Genomic DNA, 21,052 nt, shown 5'->3' on the forward strand with positions numbered 1-21,052 from the left:
ACGACGCGCAAACGGTAACCCGTAGCGACTGCGGATTCAACCGCTAGTTTGCGCGCGAATTGCCGCGATTCAATTCTGGACATCATGGGTAGGTTTGAAGTCTGTATGGACGTAATCAGCGGTGCCTCCAACTCTCCAGAGCACGATCCAGCAGAGGGCAGCCACGTCGAGGACGGCGTGGTCGAACATCCCAACGCTGATGACTTCGGACACGCACGTCTGATTCCGGAGGACCGCACGTGGTTCAAGCGTGCGGTGTTCTACGAAGTACTGGTGCGTGCCTTCTTCGACTCGAACTCCGACGGTTCTGGCGATCTGCGCGGCCTGACCGAACAGCTCGATTACCTGAAGTGGCTTGGCGTTGACTGTCTTTGGCTGCCGCCGTTCTATGATTCGCCGTTGCGTGACGGCGGCTACGACATCCGCGACTTCTACAAGGTGTTGCCGGAATTCGGCACCGTCGACGATTTCGTCGCCTTGTTGGATGCCGCGCACCGTCGCGGCATCCGCGTCATCACCGACCTCGTCATGAACCACACGTCGGACTCGCATGCGTGGTTCCAGGAATCGCGCCGCGATCCCGACGGGCCCTACGGCGACTTCTACGTGTGGAGTGACACCAGCGACAAATACGCCGACGCGCGAATCATCTTCGTCGACACCGAAGAATCCAACTGGACATTCGATCCGGTGCGGCGGCAGTTCTACTGGCACCGCTTCTTTTCCCACCAACCAGACCTCAACTACGACAACCCCGCCGTGCAGGAAGCGATGCTCGACGTCCTTCGCTTCTGGCTCGACATCGGCATTGACGGTTTCCGGCTGGACGCCGTGCCGTATCTGTTCGAACGCGAAGGCACCAACTGCGAGAACCTCCCCGAGACGCACGCGTTCCTCAAGCACTGCCGCAAGGTGATTGACGACGAGTACCCCGGACGCGTTCTACTGGCCGAGGCCAATCAATGGCCGGCCGACGTCGTCGAGTACTTCGGTGACGCGAAGACCGGCGGCGACGAATGCCACATGGCATTCCATTTCCCTTTGATGCCACGCATTTTCATGGCGGTGCGCCGCGAATCGCGGTTCCCGATCAGCGAGATTCTCACGCAGACGCCGGAGATCCCGGAGATGGCGCAGTGGGGCATCTTCCTGCGCAACCACGACGAGCTGACGCTGGAGATGGTCACCGACGAAGAACGCGACTACATGTACGCCGAATACGCCAAGGACCCGCGGATGAAGGCCAACGTCGGTATCCGCAGACGGTTGGCGCCCCTGCTCGAAAACGACCGCAACCAGATCGAGTTGTTCACCGCGCTGCTTCTGTCGCTGCCGGGATCGCCGGTGCTGTACTACGGCGACGAGATCGGCATGGGCGACATCATCTGGCTCGGTGACCGCGACGGCGTGCGCACGCCGATGCAGTGGACACCCGACCGCAACGCCGGCTTCTCGACGGCCACACCGGGACGGCTGTATCTGCCGCCCAACCAGGACGCGATCTACGGCTATCAAGCCGTCAACGTCGAGGCGCAGCGCGATATCTCCAACTCGCTGCTGAACTGGACGCGCACCATGCTCGCGGTGCGGCGACGCCACGACGCGTTCGCGATCGGGAGTTTCCACGAGTTGGGCGGCTCGAACCCGTCGGTGCTGACCTACGTCCGCGAATCCGACGGCGACATCGTGTTGTGCGTCAACAACCTGTCGCGATTCCCGCAGCCCATCGAGATGAACCTGCAGCACTACAACGGGTACACCCCAATCGAGATGACCGGGTACGTTGAATTTCCACATATCGGCCAGTTGCCCTATCTGCTGACCCTGCCCGGTCATGGCTTCTACTGGTTCCAGCTGCGGGCTCCAGAGCCGGGAGAGCAGTCATGAATCTGCCGTTCGACGAGTGGCTACCGCAGCAACGCTGGTATGCGGGCCGAACCCGCGAGCTGTCCTCCGCCAAACCGGCGATGGTGGTCCCATTGCGGGACGACCTCGAGCTGGTGGTCCTCGACGTGTCCTACACCGACGGCTCCTCCGAGCGTTATCAGGTGATCGTGCGTTGGGATTCGGGCCCGATCGACGAATACAGCACCGTCGCGACGATCGGCACGGACGACGACCGCACCGCGTACGACGCGCTCTACGACCCGGTCGCCGCGCACTATCTGCTGACGCTGATCGACTCGTCGGCGACCGTGGGCGACGTCCGCTTCAGCAAGGAACCCGACGTCGCGCTGCCACTCGACGCAGCGCCGAGGGTCTCTGGCGCTGAGCAGAGCAACACCAGCGTGGTGTTCGAAGAAGAAGCCATCTTCAAGGTGTTTCGCCGCATCACGCCCGGGACCAACCCCGACATCGAACTCAACCGCGTGCTGGCCCGCGCCGGCAACCCGCACGTGGCGAGGCTGCTCGGCTCCTTCGAGACGACGCTTGGTGGCGAGCCGTACGCACTGGGCATGGTCGCCGAATTCGCCGCCAACTCCGCCGAGGGCTGGGACATGGCCACGGCGAGCACCCGCGACCTTTTCGCGGAGGGCGACCTGTACGCCGACGAGGTCGGCGGCGACTTCGCCGGGGAGTCGTACCGACTCGGCGAGGCGGTCGCATCGGTGCACGCGACGCTGGCCGAACACCTCGGCACCTCGACCGTGCCCTTCCTGGCCGAGACAATGCTGGAGCGGCTGTGGTCCGCTGCGGGTTCGGTCGCAGACTTGGAGCCCTATCTTCCGCAGATCGAGGAGAGCTACCGCAAGCTCACCGAGGAGACCATCACGGTTCAGCGGATACACGGAGACCTTCACCTCGGTCAGGTGTTGCGCACACCGGAAACCTGGCTGGTGATCGACTTCGAAGGGGAACCGGGCCAGCCTCTCGACGAACGAAGGCGGCCGGACTCGCCGTTGCGCGACGTTGCCGGCGTGCTGCGGTCATTCGAATACGCCGCCTATCAACGAATGATGGACCAGTCCCGGGACTTCGGAGCCGAGGACCGGGACCGTCAAATCGCTGCGCGCGCCCGCGAGTGGGTGGACCGCAACGCCGCCTCCTTCTGCGACGGCTACGCAGCGGTGTCGGGTGCGGATCCCCGCGAATCCGGGCATCTGCTCGCCGCCTACGAGCTCGACAAGGCGGTGTACGAAGCCGCCTACGAGGCGCGGCACCGGCCGAGCTGGCTGCCGATCCCGCTCAAGTCGATCGCGCGGATCGTCGGCTGAGGCTTACGCCAGCGACCGGATGACATCCACCGCCGGCTTCGGGGTCCAGTCCGTCCGGTAGACACCGAGGGTGTCCTGGTCACTGCCACTGCCCGTATTGCGGTCGCGCAGCGTGTAGATGAACGCGGGCCCGGTGTAGGGCAGCGACCGCCAGGTGGTCAGGAAGTCGCGGATGTAGTCGGCCTGAGTCGCCTCGTCGACCGACGACGTGGGTTCGCCGTACTCGGTGGCCCAGATCTTCTTGCCGCCGTCACCGTGGGCCACCATCAGTCCGCGCATCGCCTCCAGCTGGGTCATCGGCGAGTCGGCGACGCCGCGGCCCGCGGAGAACTTGATGCCGTAGTGGTACGGGTGAAACGACAACGCGTCCATGCTGCCTGCGGCTCCGGCGTCGTACATCCGCTGCAGGAACACCACCGGGTCCACGGTCAGCGAACCGAACGAAACCACCCAGCCCAACACCCCGCCGATGACGGTGGCGCCCGGATCGGCGGCCTTGATCCGCGGATACGCCGTCTTGAGCATCTGCGTATAGAGGGCGGCGTCGGGGCCCTGCGCGCCCGTGGCCCAGAACATCACCGAGTTGGGCTCGTTCCACACCTCGTAGCCGGCCACCCGGCCACGGAAGTGGCCGGCGACCGCGGCGGCGAAGTCGCCGTAGGTGGCCATGTCCGCGGGCGGCCCCGCAAGAGCCAGCGTGCCCGGCACGGCCGCCCAGCCCGGCGAGGAGTTGAGGATTCCGATGACGCTCATGCCCCTGGCGTTGGCGGCGCCGACCATCAGATCGACCTGGCCCCAGTCCCACGTGTTCGGATCGGGCTGGATCCCCGCCCACGGCATCAGGACGCGCACGCTGTGCACTCCGGCGGCGAGCATCAAGTCCATCGCATGGTTGACGTCGTCGGGCCCGTAGCCCCACATGTCCGAGTCGGCAAAGCCGATCGATCCGACCGCGGCCGACTCGACGACGGGGTAGCTCCCCGCCTTCGGTGATGGGGATGTCAACACGTTGACCGCGGTTGCCGACAGCACGGCCACCGCCACCAGCGCGACGACGGACTTCACAAGAGTGCGCATGCATTCCCCCATTTCTCGGGCGATCCGAACAAGAGGTGTATCGGATTTGCCTAGTTGAAAGTAACAAAACCCAGACCAGCGCACTGCGGTGTAACGGTGACTGCCGTACGCGGCACCACACGGCATGACCACACAACAGATGCAATCCGTCAAGCAAAACACCATCGACACGGTCGGCGGCCTGTTCGCGCGCTACGGCCTGGTCATCGTCATCGCCTGGTTCGGCGGCCTCAAATTCACCGATTACGAGGCGAAGGGCATTGCGCCGCTGGTGTCCGAAAGCCCATTCATGAGCTGGCTGTACGACATCTTCTCGGTGTACACGTTCTCGGCTCTGCTCGGGGTGTTCGAAGTCGCCGCGGCGGTGTTGATCGCCGTGAAGCCATGGTGGCCGAGGGCGTCCGTATACGGCAGCGCGCTGGCCATCCTGTTGTTCGCCGCGACGATCAGCTTTCTGTTCACCACGCCGGGCGTATTCGAGGCGTCCGCGGGAGGGTTCCCGCTCCTGTCGCTGAGCGGCGGGTTCCTGTTCAAGGACGTCGCGCTGATCGGAGTCTCGGTGTGGACCCTGACCGACGCGCTGCGGGCGACGCGCAGCACTCTCGCCGGTTCCTCACAGGTTCACGCAGGGTAGCGATGAGTCACTGGCATATGTGACGACAACGACGTTAGACGCGCCGACATCCGCCATCGACGGCGACGAGCCCACCCAGACGCCCACGAATACGTGGGATCGGGTGGGCTTCGTTGCGCTGTTGGTAGCGACGGCGGTGATGTACCTGTGGAACATCACAGTCAACGGTATGGGCAATCAGTTCTATGCCGCTGCGGCACAAGCGGGTTCGACGAATTGGGAAGCTCTGCTGTTCGGGTCGCTGGACCCGCACAACTTCATCACCGTCGACAAGCCTCCGGTCTCGCAATGGGTGATGGGGCTGTCCGGGCAGATATTCGGGTTCAGCAGCGCCGCCATGCTGATCCCGCAGGCCTTGATGGCGGTGGCCGCGGTGGCGCTGATCTATGGCGCAGTGACACGGATCAGCGGTCCGCGCGCTGGGCTGCTCGCCGGGGCGGTGCTGGCGCTGACACCGGTGGCCGCGTTGATGTTTCGGTTCAACAATCCCGACGCGGTCATGGTGTTGCTGATGACGGCGGCGGCGTATTGCACCGTGCGGGCACTGGGCGCAGCCAGTGCGAAATGGCTGGCGTGGGCCGGTGTCGCGCTCGGATTCGCGTTTCTGGCGAAGATGCTGGAGGGGTTGATGGTGGCGCCCGCACTGGCGGCCGCCTACCTCCTCGCGGCCCCCGCGCCGTGGCGCACCCGGCTACGCCACGTGTTGGTCGCCGCGGTCGCATTCATGGTGTCGGCAGGCTGGTTCGTGGTGCTGACCCTGCTGTGGTCGGCGTCGTCACGCCCATACATCGCCGGCTCGACCGACAACAACTTCATGAATTTGGTGCTGGGCTACAACGGTTTTGCGCGCATCCTCGGCCGCGATCACACCGGGTTCGAACCGCCGCAGGAAGTGGTCGGCACGGCCGCCGGCGCGCAGCTGAACACCGGGACACACGGCGGCTTCGCAGGGTTCGGCGCCCAGACACAAGGGTGGACCCGCTTGTTCTCCGGTGAGTTCGGCTTCGAAATCGGCTGGCTGGTGCCCGCGTCGCTGCTCGCCACGGTATTGGTCATCGTGTCCCGCCGCGGCACCCCGCGGACGGATCTGGTGCGGGCCGCAGCGATTCTGTTCGGCGGCTGGCTGCTCATCGACGGGCTGGTGCTGAGCTACATGCACGGCATGATCCATCCCTACTACTGCCTGTCCATCGCGCCTGCCGTCGCGGCGATGTTCGCCATCGGTGTTGTGCAGATGTGGCGGCGACACGAAAAGTGGTGGTGCCGAGGAGGTCTCGCCGCATTGGCGCTCGCAAGCGGAGCGTGGAGCTGGTGGACCCTTGGCAGAAACGGTGACTGGTTGCCCGCGCTGCGCTGGGCCGTTCTTGTCATCACCGTGGTGGCGGCCGCGGCGCTGGTGAGCCGATTCAAGACGGGGGCGCTGATCGCGGGTCTCGTCGCGGCACTTGCAGGACCTGCCGCCTACACGATCGCGACCATCGGTCAGCCGCATCAGGGTGGTGGACCGACCGTCGGACCCGCCGACGCGTCGCGGCACAGCGCCATGCGAAGGTTCGACCAGGGCGTGAACAACCCTGATCTCGACGCGATGCTCAAGGCGACGAATACCGAGTGGTCGGCAGCGATCAACCGATCCTCGAGCGCGGCCAGCCTCGAATTGTCAACGGACACAGCGGTGATGGCGATCGGTGGCTTCTCCGGTAGCGACCCGGTGCCAACACTGAGCGAGTTTGCAGACGATGTGGCGCAACACAAGGTGGCCTACTACATCACGGTCAACAACCGTGGCCGCGGCCCGGGCTGGGGCAATCGCGGCCACACCGACATCGCGAACTGGGTGGCTGCCACCTTCCCGTCAAGAACGGTCGGTGACGCGACTGTCTACGACCTGTCGGCGCCGAAATCAGCGGACAAGGCGCCGCAGTAACGCCGATGCCGCGGCGATGCCGGCCACCGCGGCGACCACCAGCACGGTGATGTCGAGGACCGGATTCGTCGGTGTACCGATCAACAACCCGCGCAGCGCATTGACCTCATAGCTGAGCGGGTTGACCGTCGACAGCCACCGCAGCCACTGCGGCATCACGTCGACCGGATACAACGCATTGGACGCGAAGAACAACGGCATGGTGATGGCCTGGCCGATGCCCATCAACCGGTCGCGATTGCGGACAAGGCCGGCCAGCGACATCGACAGGCAGGCGAAGAACGCCGAGCCCAATGCCACAACACCCATTGCCGCAATGATTTTCAAGGGGTTGACGGTCATGTGGACGCCAAGGAGGTACGCCAACGCGACAACACCGATCACCTGCACCACGGACCGCACGCCGGCGGCGAACGCCTTGCCGGTCACCAATGCCGACGCCGGTGCCGGCGTCACCATCAACTTGGCGAGGATGCCCGCGTCGCGGTCCCAGATGATCTGGATGCCGTAGAAGATCGAGATGAACAACGCCGACTGCGCGATGATGCCCGGCGCGAGGAACGCCAGATACGGAACATCGCCGGTATCGATGACCCGCAGACGTGAAAACGTCTGCCCGAAGATCAGCAGCCACAGCGCAGGCTGCACCATGCGAGTGAACAGCTCGGTGCGGTCGTGCCGGAGCTTCTGCAGCTCGACCAATGCGAAAGCGCCGACCATCAACACCATCCCGCGGACGCGGCGCCATCCATGGGGCGCGCGAACCAGCTCGACGTCGGCTTTCGGTTCAACTGACACGACGCGCCGTCCTTCTGGTGGAGCGGACCGCCCGGAAGGCGTCTTGCGTGGTGTCCTCGACGAGATCGGATCCCGCATAGTGACGGAAGACGTCCTCGAGCGTGGCCCCTTCAGACACCGTCTTTTTCAGCTCGGCAGGCGAGCCGACCGCCTGCAGGCGGCCGTGATGCATCAGCGCCACCCGGTCACACAGCGCGTCGGCCTCCTCCATGTAGTGCGTGGTGAGCAGCACGGTCATCCCGAACTCCTCCTGCATCCGCCGAACCTGAGCCCAGACACCGTCTCGTGCAATCGGATCCAGGCCAACCGTCGGTTCGTCGAGGATCAGCAGCGACGGTCGGTTCACCAGCGCCTGCGCCAACTCCAGGCGCCGGACCATGCCACCGGAATATGTACTGGCCAACCCGTCGGCCACCTCGCGCAAGTGCATCGCGGCCAGCGCTTCGTCTACTCGCTTCGCCCGTTCGGCGCGAGGCACGTCGTAAAGCCGGGCGAACAGCTCCACGTTCTGCCTGCCGGTCAGCGCCGATTCGATCGAAAGCTGTTGCGGCACATAGCCGATGTTGTGGCGGATGTCCATGGTGTGGCGCCGTGAATCCAGCCCGAAGATGTGCACCTCACCGCGTTTCACGGGCATCAACGTGGTCAGCACCTTGACCACGGTCGTCTTTCCGGCGCCGTTGGGCCCCAGCAGGCCGACCGTTTCGCCCTGGCTGACCTGCAGGCTGAAGTCGTCGACCGCGGTGAACTCGCCGTAGCGGTGGGTGAGATGCCTGCAGTCGATCGCCGGAGTGTTCATGGTTGTCTTTCATGCAGCATGCGGGTCATTTCGGCCAGCACCTCCAATCCGTTCGCCAGCCGCTCGAGCTGACCGGCGTCGAGCTCATCGAGCACCGCCGACAGCGCTGCCCGACGCGCGGCCCGTGACTCGTCGGCGATGAGCTGCGCAGGCTCGGTCAGCCTCAACCGGCCGACCCTGCGGTCCTGGGCGTCGACCGTCCGGATCAGCAGACCATCGGTCGCCAGCTTGGACACCAACGTGGACGCGGTGTTGGGGACCAGCGCCAGCTCGGCGGCCGCCTCCCGAACCGAGATACCCGGTTGACGGCCGACCAAGCGCAGCATTTCGGCTTGTGACTGGGTCATGCCGATCGCATCGAATCCCCGTCCCGCCGAGCGGCGCAGCTGGCGCCGGAACCTCCCGACCACGTTGAACAGTTCAGCGGTCAGGTCGGGGCGGGTGTCCACGGGGTAATATTACCTCTGTTACAGAGCTAATTTCCCGGGACGCTTGGACCGCAGATTTCACCTTCGCGACAGGACACGGAACGACATACTCCACGGTGGGGGCGGGGAGTAAGGGAGGGGACGTACGACGTGAAGCGACCGGCATCGGGCTGGCCGCTGGCGGGCAGCTTCAAGTACCGAGTCAACGAGGATCGCTGGGAATGGTCCGACGAGGTGGCTGCCATGCACGGCTACGAGCCCGGCACTGTCACGCCGACCACCGAACTTGTGCTTTCCCACAAGCACCCCGATGACAAGCCGACGGTTGCCGAGCTGATCGACCAAGTACGGCGCAACGGGGTGCCATTCTCGAGCCGGCACCGCATCATCGACACCGCGGGCAATGTGCGCGTGGTGGTCGTGGTCGGGGATCGCTGGTACGACAACGGCGAGTTCCTCGGCACTGCAGGGTTCTACATCGACGTCACCGACGAGTTCGACGCCGACGTCCGGCGCTCGCTCGACGAGGTCGTCGGAACCATCGCCCGGCGCAGGGCAGCCATCAATCAGGCCATGGGAATGCTCATGCTGACGTTCGGCGTGTCGCAGGACGACGCGTTCGCCATGTTGGCCCGGCGCTCGCAGGAAACCAACGTCAAACTCCGTGAGATTGCGGCAGCGTTCGTCGAGCTCGCCGGTCGGGAGTCAGCGCTGAAATCGGAAGACAGGGACCGAATCGCCGACATCCTGTCGACCGCCCACGAGCACGCCAAACCCGATTAACCGGCCAGCGCGTCCGGGGACTCCGGCAGCACCTGACCGCCGTCGACGGCGATGGCCTGACCGGTGATGTAGCTTGCCTCGTCGCTGGCGAGGAACGCCGCGAGATATCCGATGTCTTCGGGCGTGCCAAGCGCGCCAGCGGGTATCGCCCGCGCCATCCCGGCCAGATAGTCCTCCCCGAGGTCCGCCAGTCCCTCGGTCAGGATGTTGCCCGGTAGTACCGCGTTGACCGTGATCCGGTGCGGCGCGAGTTCGATCGCCGCTGTGCGCATGAAGCCCAGCTGGGCGGCCTTGGACGCGCCGTAGTGCGACCACCCGGGAAATCCAGTGATCGGACCCGTGATCGACGACGTCAGAATTACCCGGCCGCGACCCGACGCGATGAGCGCATCGAGGCAGGCCTGCACGCTGTAGATGTTCCCCTTGACGTTGACGTCCAGCACCTCGTTGAGTTGCTCTGGCGTCATCGTCTGCAGCGGCGCGTCGGGGAAGATGCCGGCATTGGCGCACAACACGTCGAGGCCGCCGAACGCGTCGACGACGGCGTCGGCCATCGTCGTGCAGGACTCGCGGTCAGAGACGTCGGCGGCGACGCCGATCACCTTGCCCGTACCCAACCGGTCGAGGGCGGCGACCGCGGCGTCGATATCGGCGCTCGACCGGGCGGCGACCGCCACGTGCGCACCCGCCGTCGCGAACACCGAGGCGATACCCCGGCCGATTCCCTTGGTGCCGCCGGTGACCAGCACAGACTTGGCTGCCAGTGAGAACATGCGCATCAGTGTCGGGCATGGAAGCTGCGCCCGCAGGGCGGACAATGGGGTGATGGCCAAGTACCTGCTCAACGACGCCGCGGTGGCCAAGGCACGGCAGCTCATCGACGCGCGCCAGTACGTCCTCGACAGCGACTGGGGAGAGGCGCAACCCCGCGCCGACGACCAGAACTCCTATCTCGATGCGCACTCGTTCGACGAGTACGCCGAATGGCACCTGGGGCTGACCGACGGCGCCAAAGACGGCACCAAGGCCAGGTACGCATTCGTGTACGGGGACTTTCGCCGTCTTCACCGCACCGGTTTGATCGCCTGCGTCTACCGCGCGTCGGAGTGGCGGCACAAGGACATCGAGCTGGCCGCCCACGACCTGCTGCAGTACCTCGACCGCAAGACCGGGTTGGAACCTACGGGCGGAGCATGAAGTCGAGGAAACGCTCCCGCATTTCCTCCAACGCATAGCCGACCGACGTCGAGCCCTGCAGGAACCCGATTCCCGTCGCGACCAACACCGTCGCCCGCAACGCGGCATCCTCCGGCAGGAATCCGACGTCGGCAAAGGCTTGCGTGATCGCGCGCAGGATTCTCCGATCGCTTCGCTGAACACTCGCCAGCACCGTTTCGTCGGTCAGCGCCCACGCCCGCATCGCGCGTTCGAGGTCCCACTGCTGCGGCGTGACCCAGGTGCGCAACATCAGCGCCAGGCGTTCGCGAGGTTCGACGTCGCGCATGTCCTCGAACGGTCGGCGGTGCTCGTCGTTGAGGTTGGCCCATGCGTCGATCAGGGCAGTGCGGTAGGTCTGCATGTCGGCGAAATGCCAGTAAAAACTGCCCTTCGTCACGTTCAGCCGCTTGCATAGCGCGTCGACGCGCAACGCGTTCGGGCCGGTCTCGGCGAGGATCACGAATCCGGTCTGGATCCAGTCCTCATCCGTCAGCCGGCGGCCGGGGTCGCGCCGGGGCGCCATGCCGCGAGCATACGGCGATCTCGTCCGGGGCAGTAACTAACCCTCACGGAAATAAATTTCTGGCAAACATCGGCAAGATTGCCTAGCGTGGTCGATGAGCTGGCAACCGTGGCCGCCAAGGTAGGGCGCCGCCGCTCTTCGGCTCCTACTTCCGGCCCGCCCGGCCGGCGGCACTCGCGAGAAAAACTCGGTGCCTGCACGGCGGCCACGGTTGCTGCAGCAGCTAACGGTACCATACGGCCAGGTACGGAAAGTCCAACTCGGCCAGCAAGCACGCTGGCGCACAACACATCTCCCGTTCAGCACGGGCCGCCCGCCGTCGAGCGCGTTTAGTAACCCCACGAGTGGGCAATCGATCAGACGTGGACAGCGTCAACCCTGAATTCGCCGACTCCCCGAACGACGAGGGTGGTGTGGACGACACCCTGCGCCCGATGGAGGCCCTCGATTCGGACGACGTCCGAAACGACGACGGCGACGAGGTGGTCGATCCGCCGGAGCGCTGGGCAGCGGCCGACCACATCGCCGAGGAGCCCGAGGGTGAGTCGCTTGACGAGAGGCTGGCCGCCGAGGAGCCCGAACCGTCGATCGTGCCGACCGACGAGGGCGTCGCGATGGACGAGATCGACCCGGAAAGCCATGGCGCCGAGCGCGGACAGGTCAGCGGCACACCTGAGGACGGCGACTCGATCTTCCCGGTCGTCGAGTGACCTAACTCGCCGCCTCTAGCACCAGCACCGCCCGCGCATCGACCGTCACCGTCGCGCCTGCCTCGACCGGTCCTTCGGCTCCATCCGAACCGGTGTAGATCACGCGGTTCCACGATTCGCCGAATTCCTTTGGCGGCAGCGTGAATTGGATCGGTTCGTAGTGGGCATTGAAGAACAGTACGAACGAGTCGTCGGTGACGCGTTGCCCGCGCTCGTCCAGATAGGGAATGCCCTGGCCGTTGAGGTACACCCCGACCGACTTGGCGAACGCCGTCTCCCAGTCTTCGTCGCTCATCTCCGAACCGTCGGGCGCGAACCACGCGATGTCGGGTAGTCCGTCGCCGCCGCGCTGACGCACTGGGCGGCCGGAGAAGAACCGGCGCCTGCGAAACACCGGGTGAGCCGCACGCAGCGCGGACACCTCGCGGGTGAACTCCATCAGCTCAGTGTCGGCCTGTTCCCAGTTCACCCATGAGATGTCGTTGTCCTGGCAGTACACGTTGTTGTTACCGCGCTGTGTGCGGCCGAGCTCGTCGCCGTGTGAGATCATCGGCACACCCTGCGAAAGCAGCAGTGTGGCAAGGAAATTGCGTTGCTGCCGGGAACGCAGCGCGTTGATGGTCGGATCTTCGGTAGGACCTTCGGCGCCACAGTTCCACGACTTGTTGTTGCTTTCCCCGTCGCGGTTGCCCTCGTCATTGGCTTCGTTGTGTTTCTCGTTGTACGACACCAGGTCTCGTAACGTGAACCCGTCGTGGGCGGTCACGAAGTTGATCGAGGCCACCGGGCGCCGGCCCGTGTGCTCGTAGAGATCCGCCGAACCGGTCAGGCGGGACGCGAACTCGTCGAGGGTGGCGGGCTCCCCGCGCCAGTAGTCGCGGACGGTGTCGCGGTACTTGCCGTTCCACTCGGTCCACTGCGGCGGGAAGTTGCCGACCTGGTAGCCGCCAGGCCCGACATCCCACGGTTCGGCGATCAGCTTGACCTGGCTGACCGTCGGATCCTGTTGCACGAGTTCGAAAAACGCGGCCAGCCGGTCGACGTCGTAGAATTCGCGGGCCAGCGTTGCGGCCAGGTCGAAGCGGAAGCCGTCGACGTGCATCTCGGTCACCCAGTACCGCAACGAGTCCATGATCAACTGCAAAGAGTGCGGGTGACCGACGTTGAGGCTGTTGCCGGTGCCGGTGTAGTCCATGTAGTAGCGCTTGTCGTCGTCGACGAGCCGGTAGTAGGCGGCGTTGTCGATGCCGCGCATGGACAGCGTCGGCCCGAGGTGATTGCCCTCTGCGGTGTGGTTGTAGACCACGTCGAGGATCACCTCGATACCCGCCTCGTGCAGAGCGCGGACCATGGCCTTGAATTCCTGGACCTGGCCGCCTGGGGTCGGACTGAAGCTGTACTTCGAGTCCGGCGCGAGGAACCCAATCGTGTTGTAGCCCCAGTAGTTCGACAGCCCCTTGTCGATCAGCGTCGAGTCGTTGGCGAAGTGGTGCACCGGCATCAGCTCGATGGCGTTGACACCCAACGACTGCAGGTGCTCGATGATCACCGGATGCGCGACGGCCACATAGGTGCCCCGGATCTGTTCGGGGATGTCGGGATGCGTCTGCGTAAGACCCTTGACGTGCGCTTCGTAGATGACCGTGTCGGCGTATTCGTGGCCGGGCGGGCGGTCGACTCCCCAGTCGAAGAACGGGTTGATCACCACCGACTTCGGCATGCTCGCAGCCGAGTCGTCGTCGTTGCGGCTGTCGGGGTCTCCGAAGTTGTAGCCGAACAGTGACTGGTTCCAGTCGAACGTGCCGTCGATGGCCTTCGCGTAGGGATCCAGGAGCAGTTTGTTCGGGTTGCAGCGTTGTCCTGCCGGCGGATCGTAAGGGCCGTACACGCGGTAGCCGTAGCGTTGGCCCGGCTCGATGGTCGGAAGGAATCCGTGCCAGACGAAACCGTCCACTTCCGGCAGCGCCACCCTGGTTTCGGTGCCGTTGTTGAACAGGCACACCTCGACCCGCTCAGCGGCCTCACTGAAGACCGCGAAGTTCGTGCCCGACCCGTCGTAGGTGGCTCCCAGCGGATAGGCCTTGCCGGGCCACACCTCCGGTAGCTCGGGCGGTGGCTGCTGCCGCGCGGCGGCTTGGGTCAACGTGCACACTCCTTGCGAAAAACCAGAGAACCAGACGAACCCAGACAGACTGGGTGCTGACCAAGGCGACAATACGGGGCGGCGGCCGCCCCTTCCTCACCACCGGAGGTACCCAATGTCCAGCCGTGCCAACCTGCCCGAATACCGGACGTTGCTGGTTACGGCGGACCGCGGCGTGGCCATGATCACACTCAATCGGCCCGCCCGGCGCAACGCGGTCGGCGACGGCATGCGCGAGGAATTAGCCGACGCCTACCGGTCCCTCGACCGCGACGACTCGGTGCGCGTGATCGTGCTGACAGGCGCCCCGCCCGCGTTCTGCGCTGGGGCCGACCTGGTCGCCGGCGAGGACACGTTCGCCGAGCCCGGGCCGGGCTTTTCGGCCGCCGGCGTCGACGTGCCCGCGTGGACGCTGTCCAAGCCGGTGATCGCGGCGGTCAACGGTCACGCGCTCGGTTTGGGACTGACGCTGGCGCTGCAGTGCGACATCCGGTTCTTTGCCGCCGACGCGAAGTACGGTGTCGTTCAGGTCAGGCGCGGCGTCGTCGGGGACGCCTACTCCCACTGGGTGCTGCCGCGCATGGTCGGCATTGCCAACGCGGCCGAAATCCTGTTGACCGGAGCCACTTTCGACGGGCATCGGGCAGTGCAGCTGGGACTGGGCAGCCGGGTCTTCGACGCGGACGAGGTTCTGCCTGCGGCCCTCGAGCTAGCCCACGACATCGCCGAGAACACCGCACCCATGTCGGTGGCGGCGAGTAAGCGGTTGTTGTGGGATTCGTTCGACCTGGATCGTGAGGCCGTCGGCGTCCGTGAAACCGACATCCATTTGCGACTGATGGCTCACGACGACGCCAAGGAGGGTGTGCGCGCATTCCTTGCGGGCCGGGCGCCGCAGTGGACCGGCACCCCGTCGTCCGACTAGGCGACCTCGACGCCGACGGCCCGCATGTCTTCGAGCGCCTTGGCGCTCGACTCGGGTGCGACGCCGGCGGTCAGCCCCAGCAGCACACGCGTCTTGAACCCGGCCGCGGCGGCATCGAGGGCCGTAGCGCGCACGCAGTAGTCGGTGGCGATCCCGACGACGTCGACTTCGTCGACGCCCCGTTGGCGCAACCAGTCCACCAGCGTCGTGCCCGAATCATCGGTGCCCTCGAACCCGCTGTACGCGGCAGAATGCTGACCCTTCTTGAACACAGCTTCGACCACGCCCGGGTCGAAGTCCGGGTGGAAGTCCGCACCGGGTGTGCCCGCAACGCAGTGCCGCGGCCACGACACCGTGTAGTCGGGGTTGTCGGAGAAGTGCTCGCCGGGATCGATGTGGAAATCCTTGGTGGCCACGACGTGGGCGTAGCCGTGATCACCGGCGAGGAGGTCCGAGATGCCGCGCGCCACCGCGGAGCCGCCCTTCACCTCCAGCGAACCGCCCTCGCAGAAGTCGTTCTGAACGTCGTCGATGATGAGCGCCCGCATGCCTCCACGTTAGGAGCCGCCTAGCCGCCGAACAACAGATAGAGCCCGGTGAATGTGTAGCCGACCATCACCAGCATCATCGCCAGCTGTCCCGTGAGCTGGTGTCCGGCAGGCAACAACCGCAGCGCCCGGTCGTGCGCGGCGACGACGCCGGCGATATGACCGGCCACCACACAACTCACCTTCACGGTGGCCAGCACCGACGGATGCTGCGACAGTACGTAACTCACTTGCGCGTCGTGCAGGCCGAACAACAGGATGATCGTCTGCTGGCCGCGTTCGACGAGATACGTCAGGTAGTGGGCGAACACATAACCGATCACGATCGGGATCAGGGAGTGGGCCATCAGTCCGGGCAGCTCGCGCCGCCGTTGCCGATCGACGCCGCCAGTGGCGCGGGCCGCCAGCCAGAACGTGCCAGCCACCATCGCGGCGAACACCAGCAACCCGGCAGTGCGCAGCAACGTCGCCGTCAGGGGTGACGCCGTGTGGTCGTCGACGAAGTTGCGCCAGCCCGGAGTGGCCGAAAAGCTGTCGAACGCAGTCGATCCCAGCAACACCGCGAGCACGGCGAGCGTGCCGTGCCGCACCGGCAGCGACGGCAGGTGGTCGAACGGATTGCCGATCACGATTCGACTCACATTGTTTCGCCGAAAGGGCGATAGCCGCGACGCCACGACGCTGTACACCTCGAACGGATCGGCGCGGGCACACCACCGTTCACCGCACCACAGCGATCCGGCCAAGGTCACCGCGAGGTAGACCAGCAACCAAACCTTAATAGCGGCAAGCGATCCCGGATCCGGACTGGCCAACTCCAGCCACACGAACGCAAACAAGCCGCCCACTGCCGGCCAGTTGCCCCACGCTTCGGGGTATTCGCGACGCAAGGACGGCTTGCCCAGCAATCGATGTACCGTGCGGACCGGCGAGACGACCCGCCACACCGGCCCGACCGCCAGCGACACGGCCACCAACCCGACCCACATCAACACGTAGAAGACGCCGGGCAGTGGATTGTCGGCGTCCTGCGGACCGGCCGCTGCGGCGATCGCCACCCATGCCGCGAACAGCAACGCCGTCAGCGCCACCACCCAGCGCGTCGCCTGCGCGTCGACCACGGCCGTGACCCAGCGCGGCAGCGCATGGCCCGGCTTGTCCGGATCGAACCGTGGCTTTCGCCAGGCGAGGGCGACGACGGCGAAGGTGAACGTCAACGCCCACGCGGCCCCGATGAGCGCGTATGCCAACGGAATCGGCAGATCGGTCGACCCGCCGAGGCCATGGGCCAATACGGCGACGGACCGATCGGGATTCACTGCACAGCGATGGTGGCGACGGTCTTGTTCAGTTGGTGAAGCTCGACGTCGACCTTTCCGGGCACGTCGACGGTGAACTGGAACGACTGCATCGGCTTGGCCTCGATCTTGAACGTGTGCTCGGGGTTGGAGTGCACATGCAACTCGTCGGCGACGTCGCTGTTGACCCGGATGACGATCTGCTCCTTGACCGTGGCCTGCAGTTGCGCGTTGGTCGGCGTCACCTGGCCGCCCTTGATGTTGACGTCGATGACCAGCCGGCTCGGTGGCGCTTGGTTGTTGGACATATCCGACGGGCTGACCGTCGACGGCGCTGTGCTGGAGCCACTTTCACTGTGGTTGGATCCGCCGCATGCAGCCGTGAGCGTCGCGGCCGCCGCCAGAATCGCGAAGGTTCTAGTTTTCGTCACGGTGAACCATCTTGGCCCGCCGCGTCTGAATTCTCACTGTGAGGCGGATCCTGTGACCGTCGGTCACGCACCGCGATGTAGACCACCACGGCCGCTACTGCGATCGCCGGTGCGAATGCAGGTATCGCAAGGAGCAGGCCGTGGTGGGCCAGGAACTCGACGTGCGGTTGACCTGTCACGCCTGCGCCGTCGGCTGGAGTTCGGCCTCGGTGCCCGAGGTCTCGCTGCGGTTGATCCGCCCGGCGCCCCAACTGAGGACGCCGATGAGGACCAGCGTGCAGAACAAGACAATCAGGCAGCCGATGGTCCAGAGCACGACCGGGGTGTCGGGGCTGCGCTCCCGCTGCAGGATGGTGATCTCGGCGACGAACGGCCGCGTCATCGACGCCTGCGCAGGAACCTCCGGTGCGCCGATGCCCGGATCGGCGGCGAGATAAATAGGCACCGCGGTCAACGTCATTCCGTCGTGCAACCGCAGCAGTGTCTTCCACGTGCCCCACGCCGGGACGGGTTCGGTGGTGCGGTAGTGACCGGGACCCAGCTTCACGAGATTCTCGACGACCTGGCCCCGCTGATTCTGCAGATGGCCCTGCCAGGCCAGGATCGATACCCAGTTGGGGTCGGCGCTGACGAAGTCCGGCGGGTTGATCCGGACATCGGCGTTCACCATCCGCTGGCCTTGGCCGGCAGGCGCCTCGCTGAGCGTGACGGTGGCGGTGACGTTCTGCGGCACGTTGTAGCGCAGCCCGTTGGCCGTGGCGCCGGCGATCGCGAGGACCGCGAGCACCACGAGGCCGACGCTGATCGCACGCGACGGCAGTCGCTGCGACGTGAGGACCATGCCGAACAGGGCGCCGCAGGCGCCGGTGAGAACGGCGACAGGGACGGCCATCGCCAGCGCGACGGGCCAGATACTGGTCGGCCACGGATAGTGGTAGACCGCGCCGATCCACAGCGATTCCAGCCACAGTCCGGCGGTCGAGACTCCGAGGCCGCAAACGGCGCCGAAGACGACCGGACGTTTCAGCAGCGGGGTGAGCCCGATGAGCTCGACGACGATGGCCGGTCCGAGATAGAGCGCAAACCAGTTGATCGGTGCGCCGAGGATCGGGCCGACCACCAGCGCCACGCCGCCTCGCAGCGCGATCGCCAGCACGGCGGCGATGAGCGCGGCGCCCCGGCCCAGCATGACGCGGGCCGCGACAAGACCGAAGGCCGCCGCCGCGGCAATCAGCATCGGCTGGAACACCTGGCGGAATTGCGGTACGCCGAAATCGAATTCGATCTGGTACACCGACAGGCCGACGAGGATGCCGGCGAAGCCCAGGTACTGGATGAACTTGACGAAGACACCGCCGGTCGGGGCGTCATCGCCCATCGCTTTCAGTCCCTCGTGGTTGAGCATGAGCGCGGACAACGTGGAGAATCCCGCGCCGCCGATCATCATCAGGTGCGTCGGGCCCCACAGTGTGACGTCCTGGCCGAAGATCCGGTGCCAGATGTCGTCGAGCGGAAAGCCGAGGAGCGCATAGAGGCCGCAACCCGCCATCAAGACGCCGCCAACGGGTGCGTACCAATTGCGGGTGATCCGCACAGCCGACTGACCCGGCTTGTCGTAGGGCAGCACACACGCAAGACAGCCGGCGACGAACAGCAGGAAAAGGCCGAACAGGATGAAGTAGTGCGCGGGGTTGGCCAGCGGCCCGGGGTCGCGGCCCTTGCCGATGTGCAGGCTGACGTCCCAGATGAACCCGAACAACGCGCAGATCAGCGTGGTGATGAACAGCGCCATCGGCAAGGCCACCCACGCCGGCCGCTTGAACTTGCGAGCCGCCCATTCGGCAAGGTTGTTCAGCCAGGTGATGCGGCGCATTCGGTGCAGGTAACCGATCCACAGCAGACCTGCCGCGACGACCGCTGCCGCTACCGACATGCCGATCACCTGGTCTAATGCCGCGCCACCTCCCTCACCGCCTTGGGCAAGCACGGAAATAGCTTCTGACCTGTGTGAAAACCCCATTGTGATCCCACCCGTTTAGTGTTCGTGTACCGAACTGACTCATGAGTAATGTTGCCAGAATCGCCCCACCTGAAACCAGGGGTACCGGGTATCGCCGTCAGGTGGCGACGACTTTGAACGTGTCAAGCGAGGTATCGGCTGCGTCCGGCACGTTCATGCCGGCGTCGAGGCCCGAGCGCAGGTAGTCGATGACCGCGTCATTGAGCCGCTCGCCGGGAACCACAGCCGGTATACCGGGCGGATACGGCGTGATCTGCTCTGCGGAGATCCGTCCGCTCGCCTTCTCCGCCGGAACGGCCTCGACAGGTCCGAAGAACGCCTGGCGCGGCAGTTGGACACTTTCCAGTTGAATCTCCGACGGCGACGGCAGCCGGATCTGCGGTGGCGAGTCGAAGTCGTTGGCCGCCTTGCGCCATGCCCACAGCGCGTCGAGCAAACGCTCGCCAGTGGCCTTGTCGTCGGCGAACGACATCGTGGCCAGCAGGCGGCGATGGTCGCTCATGCCGAGATCGACCTGCTTGTGCTCGCGCAGCCAGTCGGCGGCCTGGTAGCCCGACGTCCCGGTGGCGGAAAGGTCCATCAGGATCTGCAACCGGTCCAGGTCGTGACAGGCTTCGACGCCGAGCAGTTCGTCGTCGAGCACCTCGACATCGGGGATCAGCTCGATATCGTTGCGAAGTCCGCGCACCAATTCCAGTGCGTTGCCGAGCAATTCGCGACCGTGTTCGACCATCTGCCGGCGCCACCCGTCGAGCGCCGCATACACCATGACGTTCGGACTGGTGGTCATCAGCAGATCCGCACATGCCGAAAGCCGGTCCCGGTCCACCAGATCGCCCTGCACGTGGAAGACCGAGCCTTGTTCGAATCCGGCGCCCATCTTGTGCACGCTGACCACACAGACGTCGGCGCCTGCATCCATCGCCCAGGTCGGAAGGTCTTCGTGGAACGGCAGGTGTGCACCCCAGGCCTCGTCAACGATCAGTGGCTTGCCTCGGTCGTGGCAGACCTTGGCGATGCCCTCGAGATCCGTACACGTGCCATACGGACTCGGGCTCACCACCAACGCGCCCGCCGCATCGGGGGAGCGTTCCCATGCGTCGGCGTAATCCTGTGGCGACGGCGGATGCGAGAAATGCCGTTCGGCGTCCCAGCGCGGAGTGATCCACCGTGCCTGAACGCCGGAGAAGATCAGCCCGGCCACCACGGATTTGTGGCTGTCGCGGGGGACCAACAGGCTGCCGTCCCCGCCCGCGACCGCCATCATGGCCGCCTTGACCGACAGCGAACTCCCGCACGTCGAGAAGAACGCCATTTCTGCGCCGACGGCTTCGGCCATCAAGTCTTCGGCGTGCTTGAGGTACTTGTTGCTGGTGCGGCGATCGTCCAGCCCGCCGCTGGCCAGGAGGTCGTCTTGGAAGGGCTCGTGACCGAGCACGGCGAGAACCCTGTCGTCGGTGCCGCGACCCTGTCGATGTCCTGGCGGCGTGTAGCCGTACCGGTTGCGTTTTCGGTAGTCCACCAGCGCGTCGAGGAGCGGCGCTTCGGATTGATCCATGACTGATCGAGTACCCG

General features: G+C 65.4%; 21 protein-coding genes. 8 read left to right on the forward strand and 13 right to left on the reverse strand.

The genetic code is table 11. The features are described from left to right. The first annotated feature begins 105 nt into the window (after positions 1-105). A complete protein-coding gene (gene treS / locus ACWW36_RS09510; protein ID WP_456141295.1) occupies positions 106-1,887 on the forward strand; it encodes a maltose alpha-D-glucosyltransferase in 1,782 nt (593 codons plus the stop codon). Continuing rightward, positions 1,884-3,215 (forward strand): maltokinase N-terminal cap-like domain-containing protein, encoded by a 1,332-nt coding sequence (locus ACWW36_RS09515; protein WP_456141296.1) that lies wholly within the window; start codon positions 1,884-1,886, stop codon positions 3,213-3,215. Before treS ends, ACWW36_RS09515 begins: the two co-directional genes overlap by 4 nt. A gap of 3 nt (positions 3,216-3,218) precedes the next feature. Here the strand turns inward: ACWW36_RS09515 and ACWW36_RS09520 are convergent, their stop codons facing one another. Then, positions 3,219-4,292: a cellulase family glycosylhydrolase gene (locus ACWW36_RS09520; protein ID WP_456141297.1), complete on the reverse strand. Its 1,074-nt coding sequence runs from the start codon at positions 4,290-4,292 to the stop codon at positions 3,219-3,221. A 139-nt stretch (positions 4,293-4,431) separates the two neighbouring features. Between ACWW36_RS09520 and ACWW36_RS09525 the strand changes: the two genes are divergently transcribed. Beyond that, positions 4,432-4,926 (forward strand): YkgB family protein, encoded by a 495-nt coding sequence (locus ACWW36_RS09525; protein WP_456142424.1) that lies wholly within the window; start codon positions 4,432-4,434, stop codon positions 4,924-4,926. 19 nt (positions 4,927-4,945) lie between these two features. Continuing rightward, positions 4,946-6,853 (forward strand): ArnT family glycosyltransferase, encoded by a 1,908-nt coding sequence (locus ACWW36_RS09530; RefSeq protein ID WP_456141298.1) that lies wholly within the window; start codon positions 4,946-4,948, stop codon positions 6,851-6,853. On the opposite strand, the gene ACWW36_RS09535 is transcribed toward ACWW36_RS09530, so the two are convergent. The 3 genes from ACWW36_RS09535 to ACWW36_RS09545 are packed head-to-tail and all read right to left on the reverse strand — an operon-like array spanning position 6,830 to position 8,899. After that, the gene (locus ACWW36_RS09535) at positions 6,830-7,582 is read right to left on the reverse strand and encodes an ABC transporter permease (protein ID WP_456142425.1); all 753 of its coding nucleotides are present in this window, start codon (positions 7,580-7,582) and stop codon (positions 6,830-6,832) included. The two genes, ACWW36_RS09530 and ACWW36_RS09535, sit on opposite strands and share 24 nt — an antisense overlap. Before the next feature lie 58 nt (positions 7,583-7,640). Next, entirely contained in the window at positions 7,641-8,450 is an 810-nt protein-coding gene (locus ACWW36_RS09540; RefSeq protein ID WP_456141299.1) for an ATP-binding cassette domain-containing protein, read from the reverse strand. Further along, on the reverse strand, positions 8,447-8,899 hold the full coding sequence (locus ACWW36_RS09545; RefSeq protein ID WP_456141300.1) for a MarR family winged helix-turn-helix transcriptional regulator: 453 nt from the start codon (positions 8,897-8,899) through the stop codon (positions 8,447-8,449). The genes ACWW36_RS09540 and ACWW36_RS09545 overlap by 4 nt, the downstream gene beginning before the upstream one ends. 129 nt (positions 8,900-9,028) lie before the next feature. Between ACWW36_RS09545 and ACWW36_RS09550 the strand changes: the two genes are divergently transcribed. Continuing rightward, the gene (locus ACWW36_RS09550) at positions 9,029-9,661 is read left to right on the forward strand and encodes a PAS and ANTAR domain-containing protein (RefSeq protein WP_456141301.1); all 633 of its coding nucleotides are present in this window, start codon (positions 9,029-9,031) and stop codon (positions 9,659-9,661) included. On the opposite strand, the gene fabG is transcribed toward ACWW36_RS09550, so the two are convergent. Next, on the reverse strand, positions 9,658-10,434 hold the full coding sequence (fabG, locus tag ACWW36_RS09555; protein WP_456141302.1) for a 3-oxoacyl-ACP reductase FabG: 777 nt from the start codon (positions 10,432-10,434) through the stop codon (positions 9,658-9,660). The genes ACWW36_RS09550 and fabG overlap by 4 nt on opposite strands. 52 nt (positions 10,435-10,486) lie before the next feature. On the opposite strand from fabG, the gene ACWW36_RS09560 reads away from it, so the two are divergent. Continuing rightward, a complete protein-coding gene (locus ACWW36_RS09560; protein WP_456141303.1) occupies positions 10,487-10,858 on the forward strand; it encodes a hypothetical protein in 372 nt (123 codons plus the stop codon). Here the strand turns inward: ACWW36_RS09560 and ACWW36_RS09565 are convergent. Then, positions 10,842-11,402, reverse strand: a complete 561-nt coding sequence (locus ACWW36_RS09565) for a TetR/AcrR family transcriptional regulator (RefSeq protein ID WP_456141304.1) — start codon at positions 11,400-11,402, stop codon at positions 10,842-10,844. The genes ACWW36_RS09560 and ACWW36_RS09565 overlap by 17 nt on opposite strands. Before the next feature lie 434 nt (positions 11,403-11,836). On the opposite strand from ACWW36_RS09565, the gene ACWW36_RS09570 reads away from it, so the two are divergent. After that, on the forward strand, positions 11,837-12,112 hold the full coding sequence (locus tag ACWW36_RS09570) for a hypothetical protein (protein ID WP_456142426.1): 276 nt from the start codon (positions 11,837-11,839) through the stop codon (positions 12,110-12,112). A 1-nt stretch (position 12,113) separates the two neighbouring features. Here ACWW36_RS09570 and glgX read toward each other — a convergent pair whose 3' ends face one another. Beyond that, entirely contained in the window at positions 12,114-14,255 is a 2,142-nt protein-coding gene (gene glgX, locus ACWW36_RS09575; protein ID WP_456141305.1) for a glycogen debranching protein GlgX, read from the reverse strand. A gap of 115 nt (positions 14,256-14,370) precedes the next feature. Between glgX and ACWW36_RS09580 the strand changes: the two genes are divergently transcribed. Further along, positions 14,371-15,180: an enoyl-CoA hydratase/isomerase family protein gene (locus ACWW36_RS09580; protein WP_456141306.1), complete on the forward strand. Its 810-nt coding sequence runs from the start codon at positions 14,371-14,373 to the stop codon at positions 15,178-15,180. Here ACWW36_RS09580 and ACWW36_RS09585 read toward each other — a convergent pair. From ACWW36_RS09585 to ACWW36_RS09610, 6 genes are all read right to left on the reverse strand, one after another. Beyond that, positions 15,177-15,728 carry an isochorismatase family protein gene (locus ACWW36_RS09585; RefSeq protein ID WP_456141307.1) on the reverse strand — a complete coding sequence of 184 codons (552 nt, stop codon included), beginning with the start codon at positions 15,726-15,728 and terminating at the stop codon, positions 15,177-15,179. The two genes, ACWW36_RS09580 and ACWW36_RS09585, sit on opposite strands and share 4 nt — an antisense overlap. A gap of 20 nt (positions 15,729-15,748) precedes the next feature. Beyond that, the gene (locus ACWW36_RS09590; RefSeq protein WP_456141308.1) at positions 15,749-17,047 is read right to left on the reverse strand and encodes a hypothetical protein; all 1,299 of its coding nucleotides are present in this window, start codon (positions 17,045-17,047) and stop codon (positions 15,749-15,751) included. Continuing rightward, positions 17,044-17,457 (reverse strand): hypothetical protein, encoded by a 414-nt coding sequence (locus tag ACWW36_RS09595; RefSeq protein WP_456141309.1) that lies wholly within the window; start codon positions 17,455-17,457, stop codon positions 17,044-17,046. The genes ACWW36_RS09590 and ACWW36_RS09595 overlap by 4 nt, the downstream gene beginning before the upstream one ends. Continuing rightward, complete coding sequence (locus ACWW36_RS09600) at positions 17,454-17,636, reverse strand: hypothetical protein (RefSeq protein ID WP_456141310.1); 183 nt, start codon at positions 17,634-17,636, stop codon at positions 17,454-17,456. Before ACWW36_RS09600 ends, ACWW36_RS09595 begins: the two co-directional genes overlap by 4 nt. Further along, the gene (locus ACWW36_RS09605; protein WP_456141311.1) at positions 17,633-19,477 is read right to left on the reverse strand and encodes a hypothetical protein; all 1,845 of its coding nucleotides are present in this window, start codon (positions 19,475-19,477) and stop codon (positions 17,633-17,635) included. Before ACWW36_RS09605 ends, ACWW36_RS09600 begins: the two co-directional genes overlap by 4 nt. 97 nt (positions 19,478-19,574) lie before the next feature. Beyond that, positions 19,575-21,035: an aminotransferase class I/II-fold pyridoxal phosphate-dependent enzyme gene (locus ACWW36_RS09610; RefSeq protein WP_456141312.1), complete on the reverse strand. Its 1,461-nt coding sequence runs from the start codon at positions 21,033-21,035 to the stop codon at positions 19,575-19,577. Positions 21,036-21,052: the final 17 nt, after the last annotated feature.

Source organism: Mycobacterium sp. MMS18-G62 (assembly GCF_053877835.1).